The 21,347-nt window shown below is 61.5% G+C and carries 18 protein-coding genes; 14 read left to right on the top strand and 4 right to left on the bottom strand.

The genetic code is table 11. The annotated features are described in order from the left end of the window. Positions 1 to 19: 19 nt before the first annotated feature. The 10 genes from ccoO (at position 20) to fnr (ending at position 9,678) form a co-directional block, all read left to right on the top strand. On the top strand, positions 20 to 628 hold the full coding sequence (gene ccoO / locus HSS18214_RS0115505; protein WP_016916188.1) for a cytochrome-c oxidase, cbb3-type subunit II: 609 nt from the start codon (positions 20 to 22) through the stop codon (positions 626 to 628). Positions 629 to 631: 3 nt separating this feature from the next. Beyond that, positions 632 to 856 (top strand): CcoQ/FixQ family Cbb3-type cytochrome c oxidase assembly chaperone, encoded by a 225-nt coding sequence (locus HSS18214_RS0115500; RefSeq protein ID WP_016916187.1) that lies wholly within the window; start codon positions 632 to 634, stop codon positions 854 to 856. Next, the gene (gene ccoP, locus HSS18214_RS0115495) at positions 853 to 1,782 is read left to right on the top strand and encodes a cytochrome-c oxidase, cbb3-type subunit III (RefSeq protein ID WP_016916186.1); all 930 of its coding nucleotides are present in this window, start codon (positions 853 to 855) and stop codon (positions 1,780 to 1,782) included. Before HSS18214_RS0115500 ends, ccoP begins: the two co-directional genes overlap by 4 nt. A 223-nt stretch (positions 1,783 to 2,005) precedes the next feature. Beyond that, a complete protein-coding gene (gene ccoG / locus HSS18214_RS0115490) occupies positions 2,006 to 3,442 on the top strand; it encodes a cytochrome c oxidase accessory protein CcoG (protein ID WP_026001983.1) in 1,437 nt (478 codons plus the stop codon). Positions 3,443 to 3,448: 6 nt separating this feature from the next. Then, positions 3,449 to 3,970, top strand: coding sequence for a FixH family protein (locus HSS18214_RS0115485; RefSeq protein WP_016916184.1), 522 nt, complete (start codon positions 3,449 to 3,451; stop codon positions 3,968 to 3,970). Further along, a complete protein-coding gene (locus HSS18214_RS0115480; RefSeq protein WP_016916183.1) occupies positions 3,967 to 6,420 on the top strand; it encodes a heavy metal translocating P-type ATPase in 2,454 nt (817 codons plus the stop codon). The genes HSS18214_RS0115485 and HSS18214_RS0115480 overlap by 4 nt, the downstream gene beginning before the upstream one ends. Further along, positions 6,417 to 6,635: a cbb3-type cytochrome oxidase assembly protein CcoS gene (ccoS, locus tag HSS18214_RS0115475; RefSeq protein ID WP_016916182.1), complete on the top strand. Its 219-nt coding sequence runs from the start codon at positions 6,417 to 6,419 to the stop codon at positions 6,633 to 6,635. Before HSS18214_RS0115480 ends, ccoS begins: the two co-directional genes overlap by 4 nt. Then, the gene (locus HSS18214_RS0115470; protein ID WP_016916181.1) at positions 6,632 to 7,330 is read left to right on the top strand and encodes a sulfite exporter TauE/SafE family protein; all 699 of its coding nucleotides are present in this window, start codon (positions 6,632 to 6,634) and stop codon (positions 7,328 to 7,330) included. Before ccoS ends, HSS18214_RS0115470 begins: the two co-directional genes overlap by 4 nt. Before the next feature lie 110 nt (positions 7,331 to 7,440). Beyond that, positions 7,441 to 8,865 carry an oxygen-independent coproporphyrinogen III oxidase gene (hemN, locus tag HSS18214_RS0115465; RefSeq protein ID WP_016916180.1) on the top strand — a complete coding sequence of 475 codons (1,425 nt, stop codon included), beginning with the start codon at positions 7,441 to 7,443 and terminating at the stop codon, positions 8,863 to 8,865. A gap of 60 nt (positions 8,866 to 8,925) precedes the next feature. Further along, a complete protein-coding gene (fnr, locus tag HSS18214_RS0115460) occupies positions 8,926 to 9,678 on the top strand; it encodes a fumarate/nitrate reduction transcriptional regulator Fnr (RefSeq protein WP_016916179.1) in 753 nt (250 codons plus the stop codon). Here fnr and ttcA read toward each other — a convergent pair. From ttcA to HSS18214_RS0115445, 3 genes are all read right to left on the bottom strand, one after another. Then, on the bottom strand, positions 9,665 to 10,576 hold the full coding sequence (gene ttcA / locus HSS18214_RS0115455) for a tRNA 2-thiocytidine(32) synthetase TtcA (RefSeq protein ID WP_016916178.1): 912 nt from the start codon (positions 10,574 to 10,576) through the stop codon (positions 9,665 to 9,667). The genes fnr and ttcA overlap by 14 nt on opposite strands. Positions 10,577 to 10,691: 115 nt before the next feature. Next, entirely contained in the window at positions 10,692 to 11,306 is a 615-nt protein-coding gene (locus HSS18214_RS0115450; RefSeq protein ID WP_237718639.1) for a 3'-5' exonuclease family protein, read from the bottom strand. A 26-nt stretch (positions 11,307 to 11,332) separates the two neighbouring features. Beyond that, entirely contained in the window at positions 11,333 to 13,168 is a 1,836-nt protein-coding gene (locus tag HSS18214_RS0115445; RefSeq protein ID WP_016916176.1) for a DUF294 nucleotidyltransferase-like domain-containing protein, read from the bottom strand. Positions 13,169 to 13,785: 617 nt separating this feature from the next. Here HSS18214_RS0115445 and HSS18214_RS0115440 point away from each other — a divergent pair. From HSS18214_RS0115440 to HSS18214_RS0115425, 4 genes are all read left to right on the top strand, one after another. Beyond that, complete coding sequence (locus HSS18214_RS0115440; protein WP_016916175.1) at positions 13,786 to 14,046, top strand: DUF4212 domain-containing protein; 261 nt, start codon at positions 13,786 to 13,788, stop codon at positions 14,044 to 14,046. Positions 14,047 to 14,052: 6 nt separating this feature from the next. Next, positions 14,053 to 15,849: a sodium:solute symporter family protein gene (locus HSS18214_RS0115435; RefSeq protein WP_016916174.1), complete on the top strand. Its 1,797-nt coding sequence runs from the start codon at positions 14,053 to 14,055 to the stop codon at positions 15,847 to 15,849. Between the two features lie 97 nt (positions 15,850 to 15,946). Further along, complete coding sequence (locus HSS18214_RS0115430) at positions 15,947 to 16,474, top strand: hypothetical protein (protein WP_016916173.1); 528 nt, start codon at positions 15,947 to 15,949, stop codon at positions 16,472 to 16,474. Positions 16,475 to 16,564: 90 nt separating this feature from the next. Then, positions 16,565 to 20,506 carry a hybrid sensor histidine kinase/response regulator gene (locus HSS18214_RS0115425; RefSeq protein WP_016916172.1) on the top strand — a complete coding sequence of 1,314 codons (3,942 nt, stop codon included), beginning with the start codon at positions 16,565 to 16,567 and terminating at the stop codon, positions 20,504 to 20,506. 78 nt (positions 20,507 to 20,584) lie between these two features. Here HSS18214_RS0115425 and HSS18214_RS0115420 read toward each other — a convergent pair whose 3' ends face one another. Then, positions 20,585 to 21,247, bottom strand: coding sequence for a LuxR C-terminal-related transcriptional regulator (locus HSS18214_RS0115420; protein ID WP_016916171.1), 663 nt, complete (start codon positions 21,245 to 21,247; stop codon positions 20,585 to 20,587). Positions 21,248 to 21,347 lie beyond the last annotated feature (100 nt).

The raw sequence follows: 21,347 nt of genomic DNA, 5'->3' as shown, positions 1-21,347 counted from the left end.
ACCGGGGAAGTTCAGACCAATGAAACATGAGATTGTCGAAAAGAACGTTGGCCTACTCGCCGTCTTGATCCTGGTTGCGATCAGCTTTGGCGGCCTGGCCGAAGTCGTGCCACTGTTCTTTCAAAAGGATACGACGGAGCCCGTGGAGGGGCTGCGCCCGCTAAGCGCGCTGGAGCTGGAAGGTCGAGACATCTACCGCCGCGAAGGCTGCGTGGGCTGCCACTCCCAGATGATTCGCCCGTTCCGCGCCGAAACCGAGCGCTACGGTCACTACAACGTGGCCGGTGAGCAGGTGTACGAGCACAACTTCCTGTGGGGGTCCAAGCGTACGGGGCCAGACCTGGCGCGCGTAGGCGGCCGCTACAGCGATGACTGGCACCGCGCCCATATGTACAACCCACGCGATGTCGTGCCCGAGTCCATCATGCCGGCTTACCCCTGGCTGTTCGAGCGCACCCTGGATGGCGAAGCAACACCGCGCAAGATGCGCGTGCTGCGTCAGCTGGGCGTTCCCTACACCGATGAAGATATCGCCAACGCCACCGCCGAAGTACGCGGCCAGCAGGAAATCACTGCGCTGGTGGCCTATCTACAACAGCTAGGAACCGTGCTCGAGGGCACTCGTTAAGTTATGGATACGGGAACTTTCCGCGGACTTATCACGTTCATTCTCATTGTCGCTTTCGTAGGCATCTTCTTCTGGGCCTACTCCAGGCGGCGCAAACCCGACTTCGATGAAGCGGCCAACCTGCCCTTTGCCGACGATGAAAACGATAAGCAACCGACCCGTGACAAGCATGCTTCGCCAGAGGGCGAAGCGGATTCCCGCCACGACAGGGGAGATAAGAATAGATGAATAACTTATGGGGTGACTCCCTATCCAGCTTCTGGAGCGCCTGGATCATCGTCATCACTCTGGGCACGATTGCGCTGAGCGTTTGGATCCTCATGGCCAACCGCCGCACCGACAAGACCCCGGATGCTGATGGCAACGTAGAGACCACTGGCCATGCGGCTGACGGCATTGAAGAGTACGACAACCCCCTGCCCCAATGGTGGTTCAAGCTCTTCATCCTGACCGTGGTCTTTGCGCTGGGCTATCTGGTGCTCTATCCAGGCCTGGGCAACTATGCAGGTGTACTGGGCTGGACCCAGGAAGGCCAGTGGGAAGAGGAAGTGGCGCAGGCCAACGAGCGCTTCACACCGATCTTTGCTCAGTACCAGGAAGTGCCGATCCCCGAACTGGCACAGGATGCCGAGGCCATGCAGGTGGCCGAGCGCATTTACCTGAACAACTGCGCGGTGTGTCACGGCTCCAATGCGCAGGGCGGCTACGGCTTCCCGAACCTGACCAACGACGACTGGCTGTATGGCGGCGAGCCCGAGAACATTCTCGCGACTCTGAACAATGGTCGTAACGGCCTGATGCCCTCCTGGCAGCAGCTCGGTGAAAACAACATCGAGAACCTGACCCAGTACGTGCTGTCGCTCTCCAACCTGGAGCACGACGAAGAGCGCGCCGCCAGCGGTGAAAGCACGTACCTGGCCGCTTGTGCCGCCTGTCACACGCCTAGCGGCACCGGCAACACGGCACTCGGCGCGCCCAACCTGACCAACGATATCTGGCTGTATCAGGCACCGGGTCAGAGCGTTGCCGACTCCATTCGCCAAACGCTGCGCAATGGCCGTAACGGCCACATGCCTGCTCAAGCGGCGTACATTGGTGAAGAGCGCGTCCACCTGGTGGCCGCTTACGTGTACAGCCTGCGCTTCCGCGACTGATCCCGCTATCAGGCGTTTGACGCCAGCGTGTACCAAGGGTGCGGTTTCATACCGCACCCTTTCTACATCCAGCAACCGCTCAGCCGTTCGGCGATCCGTTACACTATTGTTTATCGAAACAGGTTTATCGACACAGATTTAGCGACACGGCATAACGCTACAACGCCCGCAACCACCACTCGGCTGCCGCCCACGTCTGCCTCACTGAGCTGCGATCACCGCCATGGAAAAAATACCTAGCCACGATATTACGCCGCCAACCGTTGGGCACCACACGCCTGGCCAGAACGAGACCCAGGAGATGTACGCCAAGCGGCGGCATATCTACGTGCGTGAAATCAAAGGCCTGTTTCAAAAGATCCGGCGCAGCGCCAACTGGGCGCTGATGATGGCCTTTTTTCTACTTCCCTGGTTGAACTGGGGAGACCGACCGGCCATATGGTTCGACCTGCCCGGGCGTGAGTTTCATATCTTTGCGGCCACTTTCTACCCGCAAGAGTTCGTGCTGCTCTCGTGGCTATTGATCATCTGTGCCTTTGGGCTGTTTTTCATCACGGTGTTTGCCGGTCGTGTCTGGTGCGGCTATACCTGCCCGCAGAGCGTCTGGACCTTCCTGTACATCTGGCTGGAACATCGTATCGAAGGCAGCCGCCATCAGCGCATCAAGCTGGACAAACAGGCCATGGACGCCAGCAAGGCGTGGCGCAAGACCGCCAAGCACAGCGCTTGGCTGCTGATCGCTCTGGCCACCGGCGTGACCTTCGTGGGCTATTTCACGCCCATTCGTTCGCTGGTGGTCGAGCTGCCCACGCTGGAGGCCCACGGCTGGTCCTACTTCTGGGTCGGCTTCTTCCTGGTGTTCACCTACCTGAATGCGGGCTGGCTGCGTGAGCAGGTGTGTATCTACATGTGCCCCTACGCCCGTTTTCAGTCGGTCATGTTCGACCGCAATACGCTGATCGTCTCCTACGATGCGGCCCGTGGGGAGCCACGCGGCCACCGCAAGAAGACCCTCAGCCACTCCCAGGCTCAGGCGGCAGGATACGGTGACTGTATCGACTGCGAGCTTTGCGTACAGGTATGTCCTACCGGGATCGATATTCGCGACGGCCTTCAATACGAATGCATCACCTGCGCCGCCTGTATCGATGCCTGTGACAGCGTCATGGATCGCATGGGCTACCCCCGCGGGCTGGTTCGTTACACCACGGAGAACGCGCTTGAAGGCAAGAAGAGCCATGTGCTGCGCCCCCGCCTGCTGGGCTATCTGGCCGCGCTGCTGGTCATGATCGCCACGTTCGCCTGGGCGGTGAACGACCGCATGCCGCTGGGCTTCGAGGCCGAGCGGGAGCGCACCCAGCTTTACCAGATCACGCGAGACGGTCAGGTCAGCAACGTCTACAACCTGACGATTCGCAATCTGGACAATAGGGCCCACACCTATCAGCTGAGCGCGACCGGGCTCGAGACGCTCTCCCTGGACCGCACATCGATCGAAGTGCCTGCCGGTGAGACACGCACCCAGATCGTGACCGTCCTGGCCGACCCGGCGGAGCTACGAGAGCCCAGCCAATCGATTACCTTTATCTTGCAGTCTCAGCAAGACAACACCATTCGCTCGGAGCGTGAGACACGTTTCCTGGGCGACGTTAGGAGATAAGTCCCCATGTCCAACACCCCGATTCAGCCCTGGTACAAGCAGTTCTGGCCATGGTTCCTGCTGGCACTGCTCTCCTCGTCCATCGTGGTCAGCACCACCTTTGCCGTACTGTCGGTCAAGACCGCCGACGGCATGGTGGTCCAGGAGGATTACTACGAACACGGCAAGGCCATCAACATGATTTTGGCCAAGCAGGAGCGTGCCAACGAGCTGGGGCTTTCCGCCGAGCTGCGCATTGATCCGCTCACCAGCGATATCGTGCTGGACCTGACCGGCGACGACCGCCCGGAGACCCTCTACCTGACGCTGATCTTCCCGACCCAGGATGACCGTGATCAGGAGTTCGTGCTGCAGCACGTGCGCGAAGGCCGCTACATCACCCAGGGCCCCGACAACCTGCGCTACCGCTGGTACATTCAGCTGCAACCCCAGCAAACCGACGCCGACTGGCGGCTGATCGGTGAGGCGCGCTTCCCCAATGAAGAGAGTGTCGCCCTTCTACCCGGAGGCCGCACGCAGAGCGAATGAGTACTGCACCTCTAGCCAGCTGCTACCACTGCGGCAACGCGGTGCCTGATGGGGCACCGTGGAAAATCGTCATTGACGAAGCGCCCCAGCCGCTTTGCTGCCCCGGCTGCGAAGCCGTCGCCCACGCCATCGTGGAAGGCGGCCTGGAGAGCTACTACCGCTACCGCACCGAGCTGCCGGAGCGTCCCGACGAGCGTCAGGCCAGCAAAGCAGAGACCTGGTCGGTGTTCGACGACCCGGCGCTGCAGGCCCAGTTCACCCACCCGGAAGGTGATGACGGCCACCTGCGGGCAACCCTGGCCGTAGAGGGGATTACCTGCGCCGCCTGCGCCTGGCTCATCGAACACCGCCTGAACGCCCTGGAAGGCGTCAGCTCCAGCGCGGTCAACCTGTCTCACCACCGCCTGCGCGTGTGCTGGGACCCGGCACGCATCAAGCTCTCCCAGCTGTTTGCCGAGCTGGCCAGCATTGGCTACGACGCCCAGCCCTACGAGCCCGATCAGGCCCAGGCGCGCCTGCAGCACGAAGAGCGCATGAACGTGCGCCGTCTGATCGTGGCCGCCGTGGGCATGATGCAGGTGATGATGTTCTCGATACCGATCTATGTGTCGGGCCCCGGGGAGCTGAGCGCCGACTTCTATGCCCTGTTCCACTGGCTCTCGTTTGCGCTGGCAACGCCAGTGGTGCTGTTTTCGGCACAGCCCTTTTTCCGCAATGCCCTGCGCGATCTGAAGAGCGGTGTACTGGGCATGGATGTGCCGGTCTCGCTGGCCATTGGCGGTGCCTACCTGGCCAGCAGCTATGCGGTGCTGTTCGATGTCGGCGAGGTGTATTTCGACTCCGTGGCCATGTTCACCTTCTTTCTGCTGTTTGGCCGCTACGTGGAGGGCCGCGCGCGGCGCCGTAGCGGACATAGCGGCAATGCGCTGAGCGGCGTACTGCCGGTCTCGGCCATTCGTCTGGAGGCGGATGGCAGTGAGCGTATTCTGCCCGCCAGCGAACTGGCGATTGGCGACCGCGTCTTGATCAAGCCTGGCCACGGCGTCCCTGCCGATGGCGTGATCGAAGAGGGCGAATCCAGCCTCGACGAATCCATGCTGACCGGCGAGTACTTGCCGGTGACCCGGCGTATCGGCGATAGCGTGGTGGGCGGCAGCCAGAACATGGAAAACCCGCTGACCATGCGCGTCACCCACCCTGGAAATACGGCTCGGGTAGCGGGCATCGTCGACCTGACCGACCGCGCCTTTGCCAGCCGACCCCGCCTGGCGCAAATGGCCGCCCGCATGGCCCACCTGTTCGTTCTTCGGCTACTGCTGGTGACGGTCTGTGTGACGGTCGCCTGGTGGATCATCGACCCGTCGAGAGTGCTCTGGATCATGCTGTCGGTGCTGGTGGTCACCTGCCCCTGTGCACTGGCTCTGGCCACGCCCACGGCGCTGACCGCCGGCCACGGCCAGCTGCGCCAGCGGGGCGTGCTGATTACTCGCGCCGATGCCATCGAGTCGCTGTCCAACGTTACCCGCGTCATCTTCGACAAGACCGGCACGCTGACCCGCGGTGAAATGCAGCTCACCCAGACCCAGCCGCAGGGGCATCACGATAGCGAGCATCTACGCGCCATTGCCGCCGCGCTGGAGGCCCACTCCGAGCACCCTATCGCCCGCGCCTTCCGCCCCTTCCGCGATGCCACGCTTCAGGCTCGCCATGTGAAGAGCCATACCGGTAGCGGCCTCGAGGGCACCCTCGATGGAGCCGTCTGGCGGTTGGGCAAACCCGACTTCGCCAGCCAGCAAAGCATCGCGGTGCCGGACAGCGGGCAGTGGCTGCTGCTGAGCGAAGATCACCAGCCGCGCGCCTGGTTCAAGCTGCATGACGGCATTCGGGAAGACGCCGCGCAAACCGTGGCGGCCCTGCAAGCACGCGGTCTGGCGGTGGAGCTGCTCTCCGGGGATACCCGGGAAGCCGTGGAAAGCCTGGCCGATCAGCTCAATATAGAGACCTGGCACGCGGGCCAGTCCCCTGAGGACAAGCTGAACCGGCTGCGCGATCTGCAGGCCCAGGGCGAACGAGTGGTAATGATTGGCGATGGCATCAACGATGTGCCCGTGCTGGCCGGGGCCGATATCGCGATTGCCATGAACGGTGCCACCGACCTGGCGCGTACCCGCGCCGATGCGGTACTGATGAGCCCGCGCCTGATGCGCATCCACGATGCCGTGGATATTGCCCAGGCCACCCGCCGCATCATGCGGCAAAACATGATCTGGTCGGTGTGCTATAACTTCTCGGCCTTGCCGCTGGCCGCCATGGGGCTCATTCCGCCCTGGCTGGCCGCCATCGGCATGTCGTTGAGCTCGCTGGTGGTGGTGGGCAACGCCTTGCGTCTATCGCGTTGGCGCAGTGCTCCACCCCCCAGCATCGCCCCCGCCAAACCGGTGACTGCATGAGCATTCTGTACCTGTTGATTCCGCTATCGCTGATCCTGCTCGGCCTTGCGGTCTGGGCCTTCTTCTGGGCGGTGAAGCACGACCAGTTCGAAGACCTGGAAGGCCCTGCCCACCGCATCCTGTTCGATGACGACGAAAACGACCTGACGCCTGAACAGCGCGCCGAGCGAAAAAACAGGGCCAGGCCGCCTCGCGACCAAGAGCCCCCGCCATGAACCCGACCGGGCTGGACCTGCCGCCGCTGCTGGCGGCCTGGGTATTTGGCCTCATGGGCGGGGCGCACTGCATCGGCATGTGCGGTGGCATCATGAGCGCCCTCACCTTCGCCGTGCCGCCCAGCATGCGCCACCCTGCTCGTCTGGGCGGGCTGCTGTTGAGCTACAACCTGGGGCGCATTCTCAGCTACATGGTGGCCGGTGCGCTGGTAGCCGCGCTGGGCACGCTGGTCGCACTCTCCCCAGCCGCCCGAGTGGGCCTTCAGGTGGTGGCGGCGGTCATGCTGATTCTGATGGCGCTGTACATCGCCAACTGGTGGAAAGGCCTGCTCCGAGTCGAGGCCGCCGGGCGCTACCTGTGGCGCTATCTCGAACCTCTGGGCCGACGGTTGATGCCCGTCGTGCACCTACCCCAGGCCTTCGCCCTGGGCGCGATCTGGGGCTGGCTACCCTGTGGGCTGGTGTACTCCATGCTGGCCTGGAGCCTGGCCACGGCCGACCCGCAGCAGGGCGCGTTGCTGATGGGTGCCTTCGGACTGGGCACCCTGCCAGCCCTGCTGGCCACCGGCCTGGCGGCGCGCCAGATGGGCCAGCTCATTCGCCACCCCGCCACGCGTACCGTGGCCGCCTTGACCATCATCGGCTTTGCCCTGTGGCAACTGTGGTCGCTGCTGCCGACGGCCCTCCACCCATAGCTTGATATAGCTCAACGCTTTGCCCGCTTCGATGCCTTAGCATGCAGGCATATGTCGGCCGGTGGCCCACCACCTGGCTACTTTGCCCTGTTACCACGGAGCGTCTCTTCATGCCCCTTGCCTCTGCTGCCACCGTACCTCCTCACCTCGCAGCGGCCGAGACCCCTGCCTGGGACGAGGCCCTGCTGCGCCGTTACGACACCAGCGGCCCACGCTATACGTCCTACCCTACGGCACTCTCCTTTGACGCAGACATCGGTGCCGACGACGTCACTGAAGCCCTGGCGCGCAGCAATGCCAGCCAACGGCCGCTCTCCCTGTACGTGCACGTGCCCTTTTGCCGCAAGATCTGCTTTTACTGCGCCTGCAACAAGATCGCCACCAAGAACACCCAGCTGGCCGAACCCTACTTATCGCGCCTCGATCGTGAAATGGTGCTGACCTCGCGCCATCTGGATACTCGGCGGCCCGTGCAGCAACTGCACTGGGGCGGTGGCACCCCAACGTTCCTGACCCTGGCGCAAATGAGCGACCTGGTAGACAGGTTGGACGCGAGATTTGGGCTCTCCAACGCTCCTGACCGCGATTACGCCATCGAGATCGACCCCCGCGAAGCGGATGTCTTTACCCTGCGCCACCTGCAGTCGCTGGGTTTCAATCGCCTCAGCCTGGGCGTCCAGGACCTGAACCCCAGGGTGCAGGCGGCCATCAACCGCGTGCAGCCCAAGGTCATGACCGAAACCCTGATGGACGAAGCGCATCGGCTGGGCTTTCGTTCCCTCAATCTGGATCTGATTTACGGGCTACCGTTTCAGACCGAGCAGAGCTTTGCCGACACGCTTGGCCAGGTCATCGACCTCAACCCGGCCCGCTTGTCGGTGTTCAATTACGCCCACATGCCCAGCCGCTTTGCCCCCCAGCGGCGCATCAGCGAAACAGACCTGCCCAGCGCCGACGAGAAGCTGGCGATCCTGCGCACCACCATCGAGATGCTCACTCAGGCAGGCTACGTGCATATCGGCATGGACCACTTTGCCCGCCCGGACGACAGCCTCGCCCAGGCCCAGCGCCAGGGCACTCTGCAGCGTAACTTCCAAGGCTACTCCAGCCACGCCCAGTGCGACCTGATTGGCCTGGGCGTTTCGGCCATTTCCCGTATCGATGATCTGTATGCCCAGAACCCCACCCAGCTGGCCGCTTATGAAGCGGCATTGGATGAAGGTCGGCTGGCAACCGTCAAAGGAGTACGTTTAAATAAGGACGACCTAATACGGAGAGACGTCATCGAGCGCCTGATGTGCGATATGGAAATTGACCTGGCCAGCGTTGGCCAACGTTGGCACATCGACGCGCCCGCCTACTTCGCCAGCGCGCTGGAGCGCCTGCAGCCCGCCGAGCGGGATGGCCTGCTGCAGCGCGAAGGGAACCGCCTGCGGGCAACACCGACCGGGCGGCTGCTGATTCGCCACCTGGCCATGGCGTTCGATGCGCGCCTGCCGGGGCAACCCTCCCAGCGTTACTCGAAGATCGTATAAACGGCACCTTGAGACATCCACCCCCTGACCCTATGATGGCTAATGAAAAGGGAGAACAACATGCCATATCCTGCCAGCCAACGACGTTCACTGCTGCAAGAGGCGCGCTGCCAGACCTGCAGCCTCAGCTCGCTGTGCCTACCGCTCGCCCTGGAGCTGGAGGATATGAGCCAGTTCGACGCCATCATCCGCCGCCGCGCACCGCTCAAGAAGGGCGAACCGCTGTTTCGCCAGGGCGATGCGTTCACCAGCGTCTATGCGGTACGTTCCGGCAGCCTGAAACAGGTGACCAGCGAAGGCAACGGCAACGATCAGTTGACCAACTTCTATCTGCCCAGCGAGCTGGTGGGGTTGGATGGTATCGATGAAGAGCAGTATCCCGGCAGCGTGATCGCCCTGGAAACCACCACGGTGTGCGAGATTCCTTTCGACCGCCTGGACACCCTATCGGAAGAGCTGCCGGAGCTGCGCGGCCAGCTTTACCGCAGCATGAGCAAAGAGCTGCGTGATGATCGGCGCATGATGCGCCTGCTATCGCGCAAGACCGCCGACCAGCGGCTGGCCAGCTTCCTGATTACCCTCTCTGATCGCTTCCGGAGACGCGGCTACTCGCCCTACAGCTTCCGGCTCTCCATGTCTCGCGCCGACATGGGGAACTACCTGGGGCTGGCCGTCGAAACCGTCAGCCGTATCCTGAGCCGCTTTCAGCAACAGAACGTAGTGGCCGTCTCGGGCCGAGAGGTCAATATTCTCGACCTGCAGCGGCTCATCACCCTGGCCGAAGAAGAGGAGCAGGCAATCAGCTCACGTTGAACGCCTGAATCCGCCCTTCCATCAGCGCCGCCTGTTTGGCTTCCAGCCCGACGAAGTCGAACAGCGCCCGGTCGGCCAACTGGGAAGGCGCTACATTGGTGACGGCCTTGAACATGCTCTCCAGCCGCCCCGGGTGCTTCTTGTCCCATTCGGCCAGCATGTCCTTGACGATCTGACGCTGCATATTGGGCTGCGACCCGCACAGGTTGCAGGGAATGATCGGAAACTCCATCAGCCGTGAGAACTCGGCAATGTCCGCTTCCTTGCAGTAGGCCAAGGGGCGGATCACGATGTTCTTGCCGTCGTCGGACAGCAGCTTGGGCGGCATGGCCTTCAGGGTTCCGCCAAAGAACATGTTGAGAAACAGCGTCTCGAGGATGTCTTCCCGGTGGTGGCCCAGGGCAATCTTGTTGGCGCCGATCTCCTCGGCAAACCCGTAGAGCGACCCGCGACGCAGTCGCGAGCAGAGCGCGCAGGTGGTCTTGCCTTCTGGGGTTTTCTCCTTCACCACCGAATAGGTATCCCGCTCCAGAATGTGGTACTCCACACCCAGCTGATCCAGGTAACGGGGCAGCACGTGCTCGGGAAAGCCCGGCTGTTTCTGGTCGAGGTTGACCGCCACCAGGGAAAAGTTGACCGGCGCATTGCGCTGCAGATTGCGCAGGATTTCCAGCATGGTGTAGCTGTCCTTGCCGCCCGACAGGCATACCATGACCCGATCCCCCTCATCGATCATGTTGTAATCGATGATGGCGTTGCCCACTTCACGACGAAGACGCTTCTGCAACTTGTTGAATTCGCGCTTCTGTTTGGCATCCTGAAGTTCAGGCTGCTGTTCAGACGCCGCTTTGGTGGCACGCGTCGCCGAGGAGGGGTCGAAAAAATCAGGTGATAACATGGTCGTTGTACTGCCGATGGGTGAAGGAGCAGCGGCTATTCTACAAGACTCGCAGGCGCGACCCAATACAAACCCATCGTCGGCCTCTGGCCACACCGAGCGGCAGCGCGTCGGCTCACACCGTGAAAAGGCGCTCACTCTGCAGGCGTTGATAGAGCAGCGCCGCCGCCGTGGCCTCGCTATGCACCGAGGGCCAGGCCAGCGGCAGAGACCAGCATGACAGCGCTTCGTTGATGCTCGGGCCGACCTCCGCCTGGGGATGCAAACGGCGTAGCTGACGAGCGTGCAGCCTGGCCAGGTCGACCTGAGCATTGGGTAGCCCAAACCCCAGCGAGGCCTTGAACATCCGGCCAAGCGGCGCCAGCAGGGCATCCAACTGCCACCCCACCACGGGCCGATTACCGATAAACTCCGCCAGCGCTTCGATCCGAGCTCCCGAGTCAACTGACGAAGCAGATGCGTCGTCTCGCTCCTGACGATGAGGCATGTGTTCGCCTTTCGTGGTCAGCGTGTCGCTCCAGGCATGGCTGGTCAACACCCGGCGCGGCGTCAATACGACAGCGGCCACGCGCAGCTCGCCCGGGCGAGCCTGGCTTTCACGACACGCCAACGCCACGGCTTCTTCGCCCATATAGGGCTGAAATAGCCAGCCATGCGGCGTGTCCGCGAACCGCCGTCGATCGCTTTCACGCTGCACCAGGGTTCTCAGTGAACCGCTCAAGAGACCCACGTGCCTATCCAATAGCCGCATTCCGCTCACGAATACTCCAGATGATAACGATGGGAAAGCCGCTGCTTGAAGTCCTTGACGATGTGCAGCGCTTCGCGCAGCAGGTCGCGCTCCAGCGATGAAAGCTCCTGGACCACGACCCGGTTGGTGCGTTTGCCGGTATCGGCATCGCGGGCGCCCGCGCTTTTCAGCTCCTGCAACTGCTGCTTCAGACGCAGCTCGGTAAACAGCGCCAGCGCCTCACCCAGGTCGTCGGCAAAGCGGCGGTCCAGACGGCCATCAGCGGCCAAGGCATCGAGCCGATCCAGCGTAGAGGTCGCCTTGATGCGCCGCTCCAGCGCCATGGTGCGCACTCCATGAACAATCGGAAAAATGCCGCCTTTCTTGATATCGATGCCGTGCTGGGGCTTTTTCAGCGAGCCAAACAGCGTCAACGGCGTCGAGAAACGCAGCGCCGCGCGGGCGAAATAGGAGAGCAGCAGCTCATCATGGGAACAGCGCGCAAACAGCGCCTCGCGCACACGGTCCAGCAGCGCGGGGTTGCCCGCGACGCCGTGGGCATCCAGCAAAATGGCCAGCTTCATCAGACTGTCGCCATCCCGGGCCGACACCCACCTGGCGATGTTCGACTCCCACGTCGACACCGTGCCCACCCACTCAGGGTTACACACCATGATATTGCCAGGGCACGGCGGGTAGCCCAGCTGCACCAGCGTCTCTGACAAGGTGTTCATGCACTCGGCCACGTCCGGCCACTGGCAATCGTCAGCCAGGATCAGCCCGTTGTCCTGATCGGTTTTGAGAATCTGCTCGCCACGCCCCTCACTGCCCATGACCATCAGGCAGCTTTGCGGGTGGTACTGCTCGGGCACGGTCAAGGTCCACGCCTTGCTCATGATGCGGCCATTCAACGCGGCCAGCAGGTCCATGGCAAAACGCAGCTTGACCCCCTGGGCCATGAGCGCCTTGACCAGCTCGGGCGTGCGCTGACTGGCCGATGCCAGGGCAGGCAGGCTATCGGCTTGCTCCACTTGCAAGCTCACCACATAGCTACGGCTAGAGAAGAACCCCAATACATCCGTCAGCTCCACCACCCCTTGCACCTGATCCTCTTCCATCACCACCACCCGCGAGACCTGATGGCGGGTCATGGTGATCAAGGCATCAAACAGGTACTGCCCAGGAGCAACGGTGACCAGTGACCGATTGGCCAGTGACGCCACCGGGGTCTCCAACGAGGCGTTTTCGAGCACCAGGCCATTTAGCAGGTCCGTCTTGGTGACCATGCCCGGCCCGTCGTCGGTGGCCACCAGCAGGCTGTCGGCATGGCTATCTTTCAACTGTTGGACGGCCTGTTGAACAGAGGCCTGGGCATCCATCATCAGCGGCAAACGCATGCACTCGCTCACCCGGGCCAACATGAACCCTGCCATGGTGACTCCCCCATCGGCACGCTTTTCGGTCAACAGGCGCGCCTTGTGAGACAGCGACTGTTTGAAGAATTGCTCGAACGCCGGGTAGTGCCGACACAGCTGGCTGAACAGCGCCTTGGGCATGACGTAACACAGGCACTCGTCTTCGGCCTGAAAGCGGTAGCGGCTCTTGCCATTCAGGATGCTGATCGCACCAAACAGATCACCCGCCGTATAGTGGCCGATACGCGCACTGGCAGCCGGCAGCGAGGGGTCCAGCTCGGCCACCTCGCCCTTGTGAATCAGAAACACCGAGGCGCCAGGCTGGCCCATTTCCAGAATGACCTCATCACGTTCGAAATAGGCCAGGTCCATGCCCCGGCGCACGTGATCCCGACCCTCCTCGTCCAGCAGGGTGAAGGGCAGTTGAGACAGCTCTACTTCTACCATGTAGCAACCTCGATCAAGCGCCTTGTCTCGCGCCACGCAATGGCTTTTGTGATTATTATTAACCTGTCACTCTCTTTGACCCGCTTTATACCCTACTACTTTCTGCTATAACGCTAACGTCTTAACGACTTTTGTTTAGCGACTAAAGTCGCGCCTTTTACTCTCTCTTAACGCTCTTTGGTCACTTTTACCAAGGTAGCAAACATTGGTTTAGCCAGAGCCATAGACCATTGTCCTATCGTCATACCCCAGCTTGCAAAAAAGGTCGCTTATCCTCTAAAAAACAGTAAGATATAAAAACAACACAGGTTCAAAAAAAGCCCTTACCAAGACGTGATACCAAAGTCTGGGATTTATTTTTTGTATTTATTGCCCAGTATTATTAGTGAGTCATACAGGGTTAAAGCACACCACCCTAGCCATGTATCCAGAGCCGCTGACAACCACTCGAGAACACCTCAACGCTGACGGCTTAACAATAATAAGGTGACGTGCCTGGTAACGCCATTCAAGGAATCCACCACCGACAGGATCTCTTGTCTACGTTGCCCTGATGGATCACACGCTATCTTGAGTTCACTTTCCAACCCTAAAAATCACAACTGGAGAGCAACACAATGGCAGACGACAAGACCAATGCTGCTGAGTACTGGAAGGCCAACGTACGCCTGATCTTCGGGTGCATGATCGTTTGGGCCTTCGTCTCTTACGGATGCGCCATCCTCTTCCGCCCCCTGCTGGCCAGCATTCCCGTTGGCGGTACGGACCTGGGCTTCTGGTTCGCTCAGCAAGGCTCCATTCTTACCTTTATCGGCCTGATTTTCTTCTATGCCTGGAGAATGAATCAGCTCGACAAGAAATTTGGCCTGGGGGAGTAAGCAAGCATGAGCCAATTTGCCATTAACCTTCTGTTCGTAGGCGCATCGTTCGCGCTCTATATCGGCATTGCGATATGGGCGCGGGCCGGGTCTACCAAGGACTTCTACGTGGCGGGGGGAGGTGTTCACCCCGTGACCAACGGTATGGCCACGGCCGCCGACTGGATGTCTGCCGCGTCGTTCATCTCCATGGCAGGCCTGATTGCCTCGGGTGGCTACGCCAACTCCACCTTCCTGATGGGTTGGACGGGCGGCTTCGTTATCCTGGCGATGCTGCTGGCACCTTACCTGCGCAAGTTCGGCAAGTTTACCGTGCCGGACTTCATCGGTGAGCGCTTCTACAGCCGCACCGCCCGCGTGGTAGCGGTGGTGTGTCTGATCATCGCGTCAGTGACCTACGTTATCGGCCAGATGACCGGCGCTGGTGTGGCGTTCTCTCGCTTCCTCGAAGTGCCCAGCACCTGGGGTATCTGGATCGCCGCAGCTATCGTTTTCCTGTACGCCGTGTTTGGCGGCATGAAAGGCATCACCTACACCCAGGTGGCTCAGTACATCGTACTGATCGTGGCCTACACCATTCCGGCGGTGTTCATCGCCATGCAGCTGACCGGCAACCCGATCCCGATGTTCGGCATGTTCAGCACCCACACCGAGTCGGGCGTACCGCTGCTGCAAAAGCTGGATGATGTGGTCAATGCACTAGGCTTCCAGGACTATACGGCGGATGTGGACAACAAGCTGAACATGGTGCTGTTCACCCTGTCGTTGATGATCGGTACGGCGGGTCTTCCCCACGTCATCATTCGCTTCTTCACGGTGCCCAAGGTGGCTGACGCGCGCTGGTCGGCTGGCTGGGCATTGGTGTTTATCGCCCTGCTCTACCTCACCGCGCCTGCGGTGGCCTCCATGGCACGTCTGAACCTGATGACCACCGTCTATCCCGAGATGACCGGACAGGTAGAGGATTACGAAATGGCAGCGGCCGAGCCTCTGCTGTACGAAGACCGTCCCACCTGGTTCAGAACCTGGGAAGATACCGGCCTCATCACCTTCAATGACTTGAACAACGATGGCCGTATCCAGTTCTACAACGACACCAACACGGAGTTTGCAGCCACCGCCGAAGCACGCGGCTGGGAAGGCAACGAGCTGAACGTCAACAATGACATTCTGGTACTGGCCAACCCGGAGATTGCCAACCTGCCCGGCTGGGTCATCGGTTTGATCGCGGCAGGGGGTATCGCCGCAGCCCTTTCCACGGCCGCAGGCTTGCTGTTGGCGATCTCCTCGGCCATCAGTCATGACTTGATCAAGAACACCATCAACCCCAACATTTCCGAGAAAAACGAGATGCTGGCGGCACGGATCTCGATGGGGGGTGCCATTCTGCTGGCCACCTATCTGGGCTTGAACCCTCCCGGGTTTGCGGCACAGACGGTCGCCCTGGCCTTCGGTATCGCGGCAGCCTCGCTGTTCCCCGTGCTGATGATGGGTATCTTCTCCACCCGCATGAACAGCGCTGGCGCAATCTGCGGCATGCTGGCGGGCCTCGTGGCTACCCTGCTGTACATCTTCACCTACCTGGGCTGGTTCTTCATCCCCGGTACCAACATGCTGCCGAACACGCCTGACAACTGGTTCCTCGGCATTTCACCGCTCTCCTTCGGTGCCGTCGGCGCACTGATCAACTTTGCGGTCGCCTTCGCTGTCTCCAGCGTCACGGCAGCGCCGCCCAAGGAGATTCAGGAGCTTGTCGAGAGTGTGCGTTACCCGAAAGGGGCTGGTGCCGCTGTCGATCACTAAGCCATAATCGTTCCTGGCTAGCCAACGGGCTAGCCCTGGAACCCATCACGCATCGGGCTTCCCATGGGAAGCCCGAGCTGTTTTAGGAAGCATCGTTATGATCTGGCACTTGATTGCCGCTGTCTTCGCCGCCCTGGCGGCGGCGGGTATTGCCCTGATACTGCGCCACCTGTCAGGACGCCGTCTGCCCAAATGGATCGTGCCGGTCTTTGCCGGACTCGGCATGCTGAGCTACCAGATTCACGTGGAGTACTCCTGGTTCGATCACAAGCAGCAGCAGTTGCCCGTCTCGGCGGTGGTCGTGGACAGCAGTACCGGCACCGAAGTATGGCGCCCCTGGACCTTCGTGTTTCCCATGACCACGCGCTTCAGCGTGCTCGACCGCGATAGCCTGCAGCGCACCCAGCACGAGGGCGCCACGCTGGCCGAGTTCATGCTCTACCACTTCGAGCGCCACCATACGGACCTGGTGATTCCCCAGGCCTACCTATTGAACTGCAGCAGCCGTGAGCTGGTGCCGGTGGATATCGACACCCGTTCGCCGGACATCACCGGCATCCGCACGTTGCGCACCTCCTCCACGCTGCTCGAACAAGCCTGCGCCGAGCCTGCTCATTCATCTTGAGCACTGGCGCTGCAGGGCAATTCCCCTAGAATGGAGCCTCACCGAACGCACCGCCGCATGGGGCGCAGATAACAAGACAGGGAGAGAAGCATGTTTCACGGCGGGCTGCTGGTAGCCGTATCACTACTCTATATTGCCGTGCTGTTCGGCATTGCCTGGTACGGCGACCGCCGGGCGCGCACCCATGGCGCCAGCCGCCGCCGCCCCATCATCTACAGCCTGGCGCTGGCGATCTACTGTACGTCCTGGACGTTTTACGGCGCGGTGGGCCAGGCCGCCACGGCAGGCTGGTCGTTTGCCAGCATTTTCGTCGGGCCAATTCTGACGTTTCTGCTGTTCTGGCCGGTACTGGCCAAGATGATTCGCGTTGCCAAGCACCAGAACGTCACCTCCATCGCCGACTTCATTGCATCGCGTTACGGCAAGACGCAGTCGCTGGCTGCCTTTGCCAGCCTGGTGGCGCTGATCGGTACGCTGCCCTATATCGCCCTGCAGCTAAAAGCCGTCTCGACCAGTTTCAGCGTGCTGACCGATGCACAGGACATCACTCACACCCCGCTGTTTGCCGATACGGCGTTTTATGTGGCCATCGTCATGGCGATCTTTGCCATCCTGTTTGGCACACGCCATACCGATGCCACCGAGCACCATGAGGGGCTGATTCACGCGGTCGCCTTCGAGTCACTGGTCAAACTGCTGGCCTTCCTGGTGCTGGGGGCCTTCGTCACCTGGGGCATGTTCGGCGGGCTGGGAGAGCTGATGGGCCATGCGGAAAGCCAGCTGGAGCTGCAGCGCCAGTTGGCCAACCAGGATTTCGGCCAGAGCTTCTGGGCACAAACGCTACTGGCCATGCTGGCCATCCTCTGCCTGCCACGTCAGTTTCACGTGGCGGTAGTCGAAAACATTCACCCGGACGACGCCAGCAAGTCGCGCTGGCTATTCCCGCTCTACCTGCTGGCCATTGCCTTCTTCGTGGTACCGCTAGCCGCCGCAGGGCTGATGCTGTTCTCGGAAAGCGGCGTCGAGCCCGACACTTACGTGCTGGCGCTCTCCATGGCTTCAGGCCAGCAGTGGCTGACCCTGCTGACCTTCATTGGCGGTTTTTCCGCAGCCACCGGCATGGTTATCGTGGCCGCAGTGGCGGTGTCCATCATGATCTCCAATGAAATCGTCATTCCGGCCCTGTTCCGGCTGCGCTGGTTCGACACCAAGGCCCGAGACTACGGACGGCTGGTGCTGCGCGCTCGCCGCCTGACCATCATCGCCGTGCTGGCCATGGCCTACGGTTTCTATCAGCTGATTGGTGAGTTCACCTCGCTGGCCTCCATCGGCATGCTCTCGTTTGCCGCGGCCGGACAATTTGCGCCTGCCTTGATCGGTGGGCTGTACTGGAAGCGCGGTAACCGGCTGGGCGTCGTCATCGGCATGAATGCCGGCTTTGCCATCTGGGCCTACAGCCTGCTGATGCCGGCCATGATCAACGCCGGCGTGCTGCCCCAGGCATGGCTGTTCGGCGGGCCACTGGGCATCTCGTGGCTCTCGCCCACGGCCCTGTTCGGCCTCAACCTGGGCGACCCGTTCACCCACGGGGTAATGCTCTCGCTGGGCATCAATCTGTTCTGCTATATCTTCGTCTCGCAGATCACCTCCCAGCGCGTGGTCGAGCGCATTCAGGCGTCGCTGTTCGTCGATAGCGTCGAGACCCGCCAGACCTCGGTGAACCGCCCCTGGACGGGCGCGACCACGGTAGGCGACTTGAAGGTACTGTGTGAGCGCTTCCTCGGTGCAGGCCAGGTGGATCGCGCTTTCGAAGACTACGCCCGCCGGGCGGGCAAACCGCTGGACGATGGCACCCGCGCCTCCATCGACGTCATCCAGTTCACCGAACGCTTCCTGGCGTCGGTGCTGGGCGCCTCGTCGGCGCGTATCGTGGTGAACTCGGCGCTGCAGGGGCGCGGCATCGGCATTTCCGATGTGATCTCCATCGTCGATGAAGCCTCCCAGGTGCTGGAGTTCAACCGCGCTTTGCTGCAGGCCACCATCGAAAACATCAATCAGGGCATCAGCGTGGTCGACCAGAATCTGCGGCTGGTGGTCTGGAACCAGCGCTATCTGGAGCTGTTCCGCTTCCCCGACCACCTGATTCGGGTCGGCGCCCCCATGGACCGCATCTTCCGTTACAACGCCCATAATGGCGAGTATGGCCCCGGCGACCCGGAGGAGCATGTCCAGCTGCTGATCGACAACATTCGGGCAGGCCAGCCCCACCGCTACGTGCGTTACCGCCAGGATGGCAGCGTGCTGGAAGTGCAGGGCAATCCTATGCCTGGGGGCGGCTTCGTCTACACCTATCAGGACATTACCCAGCAAAAGCGCATCGAAGAGGCGCTGATTCGCTCTGAAAACAATATCCGTATCTACACCGATAACGTACCGGCGCTGATTGCCTACTTCGATAAGGAGAGCCGCTACCTGTTCACCAACCGCGCCTACGAGCAGGCCTTCAGCATCGATCGTAACGCGGTCATCGGGCGTCGCTATGAAGACGTCCTGCCGGTCAAGCAGGCCGAAGAGCGGCTGCCCTGGGTACAGCGAACGCTGGCCGGTGAGCGTGTCAGCTTCGAAGTCTCCATGCGCGTCAATGACGCCATGCGCTACATGCTGGTGACCTATACGCCCCACTTTGGCGACAGCCAGTCGATTCTGGGCTTTTTTGCGCTGTATCAGGATATTACCGAACGCCGCCAGGCCGAGATTGCGCTCAAGGAGACCAATGAAACCCTGGAGGAGCGCGTCAGGGAGCGCACCCAGGCGCTTTCAGAGGCCAATGCCGCCCTGCGTCAGGAGAACCGGGTGCGCGCAGAAGCGGAGCAAGCGTTGCGCCAGGCCAAGCAGCTGGCCGAGGATGCCAACGCCTCGAAAACGCGCTTTTTGGCTGCCGCCAGCCACGATCTGCTGCAGCCACTGAACGCCGCGCGCCTGTTTACCTCGGCGCTGATGCAAAACGTCACCGCCAGCGATACCCAGCGCACCATTGGGCATATCGACAACTCGCTGCAGGCCGCCGAAGAGCTGCTGGGTACGCTGCTGGATATCTCCAAGTTGGATGCGGGCGCGCTGACCCCACGCCGCAGCCACTTCGCGCTGGCCGACATCTTCCGCCCGCTGCGGGCCGAGTTCGAAGTCATGGCCGACGACCGCGGTCTGGACCTGGACGTCGTCCCCACCCAGAAGTGGGTCGACTCTGACCCGCAAATGCTGCGCCGTATCGTGCAGAACTTCCTCTCCAACGCCATTCGCTACACTCAGGAAGGGCGCGTGTTGCTGGGCTGCCGCCGCCAGGGCGAGCGGCTGCTGATCGAGGTATGGGATAGCGGCCCCGGCATTCCCGAGTCCAAGCTCACCGAGATTTTCCAGGAGTTTCGTCGTCTCGATCAGGTGTCACGTCACAAGGAGAGCGAAAAAGGGCTGGGGCTGGGACTGTCCATCGCCGACCGCATGAGTCGCGTGCTGGACCACCCCATCAAGGTACGCTCCTGGGAAGGCATCGGGACGGTCTTTTCGGTGAGCGTGCCCATCGTGGCGGCCAAGGCGATTGCGCCGATAGAGCAAGAGGCTGGCCATCGCCGCAGTGGCAACAAGCTGGCGGGCACCCGCATCGTCTGTATCGACAATGAAACCCTGATTCTGGAGGGCATGACCGCCATGCTGAGCGGCTGGGGCTGTGAGGTCTTCACCGCCACCAGCATCGGAGGGGCCAAGTCGATTCTGCGCAACATGGATGGCGACCCGGATGCCATTCTGGCGGATTACCATCTGGATAACGAAGTCACCGGCCTGATGGCCCTCGAAGCCCTCAGCGAGCGCTTCGAAGGGGCCGTGCCGGGCATCGTGATCACCGCTGACCGCACCGAAACCGTGGCCGAGGAGATCAAGCGGGCGGGGTACCACATGCTCCTGAAGCCCGTGAAACCCGCCGCCCTACGTGCTCTGCTGACACGCACCCTGCAGGCCAGTCGGGCCAAACCCTGACCCTGACAAAGCCACAGCTAACAAAACGCCGCGCCTGGAGTTCTCCAGGCGCGGCGTTTTGGTTGCCTACCGTCGCGATCAGGACTCGACTTTGGGCGGCTCCACTTCCAGCTTTTGCGCGGCGATGACCGCCTGGGTGCGCGAGTGAACGCCCAGCTTGCGCAGAATCGCCGTGACGTGCGCCTTGATCGTGGCTTCCGAGACATTCAGCTCATAGGCAATCTGCTTGTTGAGCAGACCTTCGGTGAGCATGTTCAATACCCGGAACTGCTGGGGAGTCAGCGACGCAATCGCTTCGGCAAAACGCGACTCCTCTTCGCTGGTCTCTTCCAGTACGTTGGCCAGCGCTTCAGGCAACCAGACTTCCCCCTGCAGAATTTCGCCCACGGCTTCGGCAATCAGCTGCAGTGAGGAGGATTTGGGGATGAACCCGGACGCCCCGTAGTCGATGGCACGCCGCACCACGTAAGGCTCATCGCTGCCGGACACCACGGCAACGGGAATATCGGGCATCTGCCCGCGCAGCTGAATCAACCCCGAAAAGCCGTGGGCTCCCGGCATGTGCAGATCCAGAAGGATCAAATCCGCATCGGGATGTCGGTTGACGACCTCTGTGGTGGCTTCCATGGTGTCGGCTTCGACGATCTCGGCCTGGGGGGCCAACTGGCGCAACGCCTGGGTAAGCGCTGCGCGAAACAGCGGATGGTCGTCAGCGACGATAAACTTATGGGCTACTGCCATGGATTTTCCTCCGGTTCCTCGAGCAGCGGGGTTGCCTGCCGCCGCGACGCTAGGCTCATACGGTTGAGGCATGGTACCCCATGGGCTTCATCATGCCCAA

Source organism: Vreelandella stevensii S18214 (assembly GCF_000275725.1).
GTDB lineage: Bacteria > Pseudomonadota > Gammaproteobacteria > Pseudomonadales > Halomonadaceae > Vreelandella > Vreelandella stevensii.
The sequence above is the reverse complement of the archived record's forward strand: the minus strand, read 5'-3'. Positions and strand labels throughout refer to the sequence as shown.

What these genes read in the sequence shown, in the direction of transcription:
- ccoO (WP_016916188.1), top strand. Translation starts at nt 20, where the DNA reads ATGAAACATGAGATTGTCGAAAAGAACGTTGGCCTACTCGCCGTCTTG.
- HSS18214_RS0115500 (WP_016916187.1), top strand. Translation starts at nt 632, where the DNA reads ATGGATACGGGAACTTTCCGCGGACTTATCACGTTCATTCTCATTGTC.
- ccoP (WP_016916186.1), top strand. Translation starts at nt 853, where the DNA reads ATGAATAACTTATGGGGTGACTCCCTATCCAGCTTCTGGAGCGCCTGG.
- ccoG (WP_026001983.1), top strand. Translation starts at nt 2,006, where the DNA reads ATGGAAAAAATACCTAGCCACGATATTACGCCGCCAACCGTTGGGCAC.
- HSS18214_RS0115485 (WP_016916184.1), top strand. Translation starts at nt 3,449, where the DNA reads ATGTCCAACACCCCGATTCAGCCCTGGTACAAGCAGTTCTGGCCATGG.
- HSS18214_RS0115480 (WP_016916183.1), top strand. Translation starts at nt 3,967, where the DNA reads ATGAGTACTGCACCTCTAGCCAGCTGCTACCACTGCGGCAACGCGGTG.
- ccoS (WP_016916182.1), top strand. Translation starts at nt 6,417, where the DNA reads ATGAGCATTCTGTACCTGTTGATTCCGCTATCGCTGATCCTGCTCGGC.
- HSS18214_RS0115470 (WP_016916181.1), top strand. Translation starts at nt 6,632, where the DNA reads ATGAACCCGACCGGGCTGGACCTGCCGCCGCTGCTGGCGGCCTGGGTA.
- hemN (WP_016916180.1), top strand. Translation starts at nt 7,441, where the DNA reads ATGCCCCTTGCCTCTGCTGCCACCGTACCTCCTCACCTCGCAGCGGCC.
- fnr (WP_016916179.1), top strand. Translation starts at nt 8,926, where the DNA reads ATGCCATATCCTGCCAGCCAACGACGTTCACTGCTGCAAGAGGCGCGC.
- ttcA (WP_016916178.1), bottom strand. Translation starts at nt 10,576, where the DNA reads ATGTTATCACCTGATTTTTTCGACCCCTCCTCGGCGACGCGTGCCACC.
- HSS18214_RS0115445 (WP_016916176.1), bottom strand. Translation starts at nt 13,168, where the DNA reads ATGGTAGAAGTAGAGCTGTCTCAACTGCCCTTCACCCTGCTGGACGAG.
- HSS18214_RS0115440 (WP_016916175.1), top strand. Translation starts at nt 13,786, where the DNA reads ATGGCAGACGACAAGACCAATGCTGCTGAGTACTGGAAGGCCAACGTA.
- HSS18214_RS0115435 (WP_016916174.1), top strand. Translation starts at nt 14,053, where the DNA reads ATGAGCCAATTTGCCATTAACCTTCTGTTCGTAGGCGCATCGTTCGCG.
- HSS18214_RS0115430 (WP_016916173.1), top strand. Translation starts at nt 15,947, where the DNA reads ATGATCTGGCACTTGATTGCCGCTGTCTTCGCCGCCCTGGCGGCGGCG.
- HSS18214_RS0115425 (WP_016916172.1), top strand. Translation starts at nt 16,565, where the DNA reads ATGTTTCACGGCGGGCTGCTGGTAGCCGTATCACTACTCTATATTGCC.
- HSS18214_RS0115420 (WP_016916171.1), bottom strand. Translation starts at nt 21,247, where the DNA reads ATGGCAGTAGCCCATAAGTTTATCGTCGCTGACGACCATCCGCTGTTT.